Below are 4,985 nucleotides of genomic sequence, written 5' to 3' on the forward strand. Positions count from 1 at the left end.
CCCCTTTCAGGGGCGCGGGGAACTGCGCAGTCTTTTGGGGGTTCGGGGGCGGAGCCCCCGATTAGTGACGATGGGGGTCCCCCCGCTCGAGCGAAGCCGAGAGTGGGGGAGGGTAGGGGCGGCGGGGGCGAAAAACCTACGAGCGGTCCTCCAAATAGCGGGTGTGGGACTCCTGGCGGCGGGCTTCCGCTTCGTGGAGGGTGGTTGCCAGGGACCGGGCCTCGCTGTGGAGTACGCAGAGCTGGCGCTCCAGGTGCCGTTCCGGCGGTTCCGTGCCCGGTGCCAGACGCGTCCACCATCTGGTGCGTACGAAGGTGTCCACCGCCTCCGGGATGTCCTGCCGTACCGCCCGGGACAGGGCATGCACCCCCTCCGGGTCCTGGGCCAGGACCTCGGCGACCCAGCCGGGGTCCAGTAGGGCGGTCAGGAGGTCCGTGAGTTCGGTCAGGCGGCCTGCCGCGGCCGGTGGGAGTTCGATGTCCGTGAGGTAGACGCGCAGCTTGGCGAAGTCGCCTCGCAGTTCGTCCAGTTGGGCCGACGGGTCCGGGAAGTCCGGCACCGGCGGTCGTTCCGGGGGCGCGACCAGGGCCCCCGCGCCGTACAGGCCCGCGACCACCACCGGCCAGTACGGGCCCGCCGCACCCGCGAACGTCAGCGCCAGGCCGACGATCCCGCACGCGCTGCCGGTGAGGTTCTTGCGGGACTCCAGGTAGCCGAGGAGCTTGTTGGGCCTATTGGTAGCCACGGATCTCCTCGAAGGCGCCGTCGAGCGAACCCTTCTGGGCGTCGAAGAGCCGGCCGCCGGTCAGCTCGGCGATGTGCTCCAGCTCGCCCCGGTCGGAGTCGCCGAAGAGGATGGGGAAGACCGGGATCTCCCGCTCGTCCTCCGGCAGCCCGCCGTAGAAGCCGTCGAACGCCGCCGGGCCCGCCCCCGCGGTGTTCTCGCCGTCCGTCATCAGCACGATCGACGTGAACGTGTCGTCGTCGGCGCCCAGATGCTCGTACGCCTTCTCCAGCGAGGTGTAGATCGCGGTGTCCCCGTCGGCGGTGAGCGCCGCGGTGTCGCGGCGGATCGCGTCGAGCCCCGACTTCGGGTTCTCGGGCCGCACGACATGCGTGCGCACGCTCTTGACCTTCGAGCCGAACGGCATCAGCGTCACCTCCTCCCGGTCGCGGAAGTCGCTCGTCAGATCGGTGAGCGCCTTCTTCAGCCGGTCGAGCCGTCCGTCCTCGCCCATCGAGCCCGAGGTGTCCAGGACGTACACGGTCCGGGAAGGCCTGCGCAGTTTGTTCTCGTACGAGTCCAGGAGTCCGTCGGCCACCGAACGGCTGCCCGGGAAGGGGAGTTCGCGTCGGCGGGTGGTGTCGAGGCCCGTCGCGGGTGGGACGGAGGCGACCACCGGGCGGCGCAGCGTGCGGTCGGTGATCAGCCGCTGGGTCGCCGGCGCACGCAGTGCCTCGGTGAGGCGGCGGACGTCGTCACGGACCTTCTGGCCCGTGGACGCGAGCGAGGAGAGCGGATAGTCGGCGGTGACCACGCCGTCGCGCGGCCGGATCACCGTGAGGTCCTTGCGCGCCTTCAGCACCGACTCGTAGTTGAGCAGTGCGTCGACGTCACCGCGCCGGTCGTACGCCTCCGCCAGCCAGCCCGACGAACCGGACGTCAGCTTCTGCCCCTTGAAGAACTCCGCCAGCCTGGGCGTCGCCTGCTTCACGTCCCCGTCCGTCAGCGCGGACTGGGCGTCGGAGAGGCCCGAGGCCACCGAGACGAGCGTGGAGAAACCGGAGTTGGAGCGGGACGGGTCGGTCATGCCGTATGTGAGGTTGCCGTCCGCCACCGCCTTCTCGATGTCCGCCCAGGTGACGTCCTCCGGCTTCCAGTTCAGCTTTCGTACCGTGGCGTTCTTGACGCCGATGGCCACCGGGCTGGACATGACCGGGGTCTCCGACACGATCTGCCGCGCGGCGGTGGGGTTGAGGCGGAGGTAGTCGTTGGAGGAGAGCCAGACGGCGTCGTACGTGCCCTTCGCCTTGTCCTTGCCCAGGAGGTTCACCGCGTCGAGGGTGCCCATGTAGGTGGGGCGGACCTTGATGCCGGTGTCCTGCTGGATCCGGTCCAGCACGCTCTTCATGTCTGAGAGTTCGCTGGAGGCGAGGATGCGGAGGGTGCCGGGCTCCGGCTTGTTGGAGGGGCCCGGCTCTTCCGTTGACGATGTGCATGCTGCCGTCACCAATGCCAGTGCGATGGCGGCTGCGGCTCGGTGGGTGGTCCGTGCCCACCCGTTCCGCCCTGCGGAACGCCTGCCCACAGACCACCGGCGGGTTTCGAGGTCATCCCGTCTCATGCGAGCCCTCCCTCCAACGCTCCCCGCGAGCGGCTGCGGTCCAAGTACGCGCTCGCGTGCTGGAGTTCCGACGTCAGGGACTCCACCGTCGCCGCCATGGACTCCGTGGCCTGGGCCTTGTACGTGTCGATGGTGTCGAGGGTCTGGTAGATCTGCTGGAAGGCCGCGCGGAGGGTCTCCGCGCCGACGGCCGGGTCGGCGGCGATGCGCTGGATCTCGCCGGACTGCGTGGCGAGCATCTCCGCGTTGCCCCGGATGAGGTCCTCGGTCGTGCCGCGCAGGGCGTTGACCTGCTCGACGACCTTGCGCTGGTTGTCGAGGGCGGAGGCGAGCATCACGGAGATGCGCAGCGCGGAGACGGTCGTGGTGGCCGCCCGGTCGACGCCCTTGATCAGCTCGTCGTTGTTGCGCCGGACCACGTCCATCGCCAGATAGCCCTGGGCGCACACCGCGAGCTGGGTGAGCAGGTCCTGGTGCTTCTGCCGGACGGGGAAGAGGACGTCCGCGCGCAGGGTGTCCGCCTGGGCGGGGTCGGTCGCCTCCACGCCCGCGATGTGCCCCTCGACCGCCGCGTCCAGGGCCTCCGTCAGGACGACGTACTCCTGGAGCTTGCCCATCGAGTCCCAGAGGCGGACGCGTTCGGTCTGCAACGCGGCGTTGTCGCGGCGCAGTTCGTCCTGGCCGCCGCGGAGCGAGCCGACGATCTTGTTCAACGTGCCCTGTGCGGAGGCGTACTTGGCGACGTGGTCGCGGAGCTTGTTGCCGCCGGGGAGCCGGGACAGCAGCTTGCGGGCCTTGCCGCCGGGCAGGTCGCGCGGGTCCAGGTCCTCGACGGTGCGCCGCAGTTCGACGAGCGAGGACGAGACACGGGACTGGGCGTCCTCGCCGTTCGCGGGCAGGCTGCGGATCGTGCGCTCCAGCATGCGGTTCGACTGGGCGGCGGCGCCGCGCATCTCACCGGAGCCGAGGCCGACGATCTCCCCGATCCTCCCCGCGAACTCGGGGGAGCGGGCGTCGAGCGCGGCGAGTCCGTCGACGTACTCGGCGGCCTTGCGCGCCATGTCGGTGCGGACCGAGTCGTCGACCGGCACGAGTCCGCCGGCCTTCTCCTTCGGAACGGCCGCGACGGCCTGCGGAGGTGTCAGGACAAAGGTGTCCTCGGTGTTGCTCACTTGCTGTTCCCCCTAGCCCCGCGCCCGGCGAGCCATCTCGCGCAGCACCTTGGAGGCGGGCACGGGCGACTGCCGGACACCGGTCAGCTTCTGGTTGAGATACGTGGTGTGGGCGGCGGTGGCCGCCGTGAACTCGGCGCTCGTGCCCTGCGGCCGGAACCCGTGCCGTACCGCGAGCTTCCGCAACTCCTTGTCCGTACTGAGGAGTTCACCGAGCGCCCGGCCCTCGTCCGTGAGGGGGACGACGGTGTGGTCGCTGTTCGCGGTGGTGTCGGGGTAGAGGACGGTCAGGTCGCCGACGTCCTGGCCCTGCGCGAGCAGCGAGGCGACCTGCGACTCGTACACGAGGACCAGCGGGTTGCCGACGCCGCTGATGAAGTCCCTGAACGCCGCGTCCGAACTGGTCTGTTGGGCGCCCTGGACGCTGATCAGCTTGCGCATCAGCGGTGCCGTGCGGTTCACGGCCGCGGTGCCGTCGGCGACCCGGCCGCCGTCGGCGACGTACGAGGCGGCGGCGAGGTAGAGCGCGCCGGAGTTCGAACTGGTCGGATCCGTGGTGGAGATGAAGAGCGTGCCGCTCAACTCCCCGTACTGTTCGGCCCCCTTGAGCTGTTGCCAGGTCCGGTCGGCGCCGGCGGCCTTGAGGTAGGCGGACATCCTGAACGTGCCGTTGCCCTTGGCCGGCAGCGTCGCGAGCCCGTTGTCGGCCAGCACCCCGGCGGCGTTTCGGTGCGCCACGACCACGAGGGGCGAGTAGAAGGGGCGCGGCAGGGGCTGCCGTACGTCGTACTTCGCGGCCAGCTCGTCGGCGGGGGCCTGGCTGGACGGGAAGGCGAAGTCGTACCCCTTGAGGTCGAGTCCCTCCATGGCCCAGGACCCGGAGGTCTCCGTCTTCAGGGTGTAGCCCTTGGCAGCGAGGGCCTTCACCACATCCGGATCGGCGAAGAACTCCGCCTTCTCCGATCCGATCACTCCCAGCACGGTCTTCGTTGCCGTGCTCTTGTCCTGCTCTTTGCGGCCCGCGACGACGGCTGCTGCCACTCCGCCGATCAGGAACACCGCCAGGACGATGGCGACTATTCGTCTCACACCCGGAGCCTGCTCCCGGAACCCAACATTCCCCGGCGCTCCGGGTGAACAAGGAGTGGCCGACCCATCCCAGTACGCAACCGGAGCAGCGCGATCCGCCTATGGGTGCCCCGTAAGGGGCGCGGGGAACTGCGCGATCAACCCCCACCGACCCGCAGGTTCATCACCGGGCTTCCAGCGGAGCGCAATGGCACCCGGCCCGCGTGTCACTGCGGGCGCACGCGGGCCGGGGCCGACCGGGGGAGCCCTGAGGGCTCAGTGGGTGGTGAGTGTGCGGCGGGCCTCGGTGGCCGCCGTGTGCGCGTCCATGCGCTCGGCGGCCAGGATCGCGGCGGCCGTGTCGGCGCGGGCCGCCGCGCCGACGTGGGAGCGGCCAGAT

The 4,985-nt window shown here is 70.4% G+C and carries 4 protein-coding genes; all 4 read right to left on the minus strand.

Annotated features, from left to right (window positions below):
• Window positions 1-136 precede the first annotated feature (136 nt).
• Genes O3Q52_RS48770 through O3Q52_RS48785 form a run of 4 tightly spaced genes read right to left on the minus strand, consistent with a single transcriptional unit; the run spans window position 137 to window position 4,606 of the window.
• The gene (locus O3Q52_RS48770) at window positions 137-745 is read right to left on the minus strand and encodes a hypothetical protein (protein WP_269654877.1); all 609 of its coding nucleotides are present in this window, start codon (window positions 743-745) and stop codon (window positions 137-139) included.
• A complete protein-coding gene (locus O3Q52_RS48775) occupies window positions 732-2,345 on the minus strand; it encodes a substrate-binding and VWA domain-containing protein (protein ID WP_269654878.1) in 1,614 nt (537 codons plus the stop codon). Before O3Q52_RS48775 ends, O3Q52_RS48770 begins: the two co-directional genes overlap by 14 nt.
• Window positions 2,342-3,517, minus strand: coding sequence for a toxic anion resistance protein (locus O3Q52_RS48780; RefSeq protein ID WP_269654879.1), 1,176 nt, complete (start codon window positions 3,515-3,517; stop codon window positions 2,342-2,344). The genes O3Q52_RS48775 and O3Q52_RS48780 overlap by 4 nt, the downstream gene beginning before the upstream one ends.
• 12 nt (window positions 3,518-3,529) lie before the next feature.
• Entirely contained in the window at window positions 3,530-4,606 is a 1,077-nt protein-coding gene (locus O3Q52_RS48785) for a hypothetical protein (protein ID WP_269654880.1), read from the minus strand.
• Window positions 4,607-4,985 lie beyond the last annotated feature (379 nt).

This window comes from Streptomyces sp. ActVer, from assembly GCF_027270795.1.
Classification (GTDB): Bacteria; Actinomycetota; Actinomycetes; order Streptomycetales; family Streptomycetaceae; genus Streptomyces; species Streptomyces umbrinus_A.